The sequence below is a fragment of the Myxosarcina sp. GI1(2024) genome, from assembly GCF_053543375.1.
On sequence record NZ_JBKGTY010000006.1, the window covers coordinates 266,682 to 268,824 of the forward strand.

2 protein-coding genes are annotated in these 2,143 nt (G+C 39.0%); one reads left to right on the forward strand and one right to left on the reverse strand.

The window, feature by feature from the left end; translation table 11 throughout:
- Positions 1-214: 214 nt before the first annotated feature.
- Positions 215-1,624, forward strand: a complete 1,410-nt coding sequence (locus ACLFKQ_RS21525; protein WP_449001777.1) for a sensor histidine kinase — start codon at positions 215-217, stop codon at positions 1,622-1,624.
- A gap of 72 nt (positions 1,625-1,696) precedes the next feature.
- Here the strand turns inward: ACLFKQ_RS21525 and ACLFKQ_RS21530 are convergent, their stop codons facing one another.
- Positions 1,697-2,041: a hypothetical protein gene (locus ACLFKQ_RS21530; protein WP_449001778.1), complete on the reverse strand. Its 345-nt coding sequence runs from the start codon at positions 2,039-2,041 to the stop codon at positions 1,697-1,699.
- Positions 2,042-2,143 lie beyond the last annotated feature (102 nt).

Below are 2,143 nucleotides of genomic sequence, written 5' to 3' on the forward strand. Positions count from 1 at the left end.
TGTTCAAACTTTCCAAGCTATTAACCCTTGCTAATATTTAATTCACATCAGACGTTTAGTATAAATTCATATTTTCTCAATTCCCAGAAATTTATCAGAAAGTTTTAATAATGTTCGGTCAAACTAGAGAAAATAAGTCAATCGCCTCAAAGCAATCGGCAATCGAATGCGGGCTTTTTCTAGAAACGATATGATATCCGAGCAAATTAATCAATTGAAGCAAAATTTTCAGGAGTGGAAAAAAATTGGCGATCCTAATTCTCTAAGAGTCAGATTGACCGCTGGAATTGCCATAGTATCTGCAATTGGGTTGGGCGGTTTGGCTGTTTGGACGAGCATGAGAATGCAGCAAATTCTAGTTTCCAGTCACAAAGATAACATCAAATTTATTGCTAAACGTTTGCCCACAGAGGTAGAAATTTATAGCGAAATGATGCCCATAAGAGAAGGGGTACAAAGAGCGATCGATAACTATTCTACAGAAAATAGGGTTTTATGGATTAAGGATGGCGAGCGAATAACGGCTAAATCTAAGGCTGTAGAAACAGAAGCATTAAAAAAAACCTTTTTATCTCTCAATAATTTTCCTCCGACTCCCAAAGTAGAAGATTTAAACGGAGGTTACTGGTTGTTATGTGCTACACCTTTAATAGTTGAAGATATCAATTTAGGTGAGTTGTATATCGCTCAGAATATCACCAGCGATCGAGTTAGGTTTTTAAATTTGATTCGCAGTTTGAGCATTGCTACATTAGTTGCCATTTCTTTAATGACAATAGCGATCGCAATTTACGTTCACCGTGCGATTCAGCCTTTAAAAAAGATTAGTCAACTCAGTTCGACTATTTCTGCCGATAAACTCAATGAGTCTCAGATTCACTTAGAGAAAGCTCCTAGTGAAGTTAAAGAATTGGCGGAAACCTTCGATAATATGCTAATTAGACTATCAGAAGCCTGGGAACATCAAAGAGAATTACTTAGCAACGTTTCTCACGAACTACGTACTCCTCTAACGATTATTTCGGGCTATATTCAAAGCCTGTTACGTCGCGGTAGCAATCTTTCGGAAATGCAGCTCGAAGCATTGACTACTGCTGCCTCGGAAGCCGATCGCACTATTAGATTACTACAAGATTTACTGGATTTGGCTAGAGTCGATAGTGGCAGAATGCGCTTTCAGTTAGATCGTGTCGTCTTAAACGACACGCTCCGAGAAGTTATGGCGATGGCAGAACCGTTTCAAAGACCAATAGAAATTGAGTTGCCTACCGAAAAAATTATAGTTATTGCCGATCTTCACCGTCTCAAGCAAGTTTTGCTCAATCTGATCGATAACGCAGTCAAGTATTCCGAACCAGGACAAGCTGTAACTCTTGTCGTAGAACGTCACGGTAAGGTTGGTATGATTCAGGTTCGCGATCGCGGTATTGGAATTTCTCTGCAGCAGCAAGGGCGCATTTTCGAGCGTTTTTATCGAGTTGATGAGGCTCGCAATCGTTCTGGTGGTACTGGATTGGGATTATCGATTGTCAAAACTCTGGTAGAAGGAATGGGAGGTAAGATCGCCGTTCGCTCTCAGTTAGGAAAAGGAAGTACTTTTACTCTCTATTTTCCTATAGCTTGAGTATAACTACTGAGCATTCATCTTCATCATCTTTAATAGATCGAGATCCGATCTCAGAGGACATCTTAGAAGCTATTTTTTTTGATAGTATATCTTTTTATTTTGCACCCCTAGCACCCCAATTCTGGGGGGAAACAATCTTTCAGTTGCCAATTTTTCTCGATAAGCGCGCTTCTTAGAATATGGAGAAGGTTGAGTTTCTACCTGAGGTACGAACAGATAAATTAGAATAAAACCAATTAAAATTACTGCCGTTTTAGTTCCGCCATTAATTTGCCAATTAAACAACTGGTTGGTCAATCTGCTGGTTGGTGGTAGTAATACTAATCCCATCAATAAAAAAGAAGTTCCGATTAGCAAATATAGTGCTGGATTCATCAACGCACCGAAACCAGCGAAAAAAAAACACCATTTCACAAAACCAGCTCAGGCGAGTACTTATCGATCTCATGATACTTAGATACTCTTAACGGTACTTAAACAATTTAAACAGACAAAATAAGATAGAATACCTTTGCT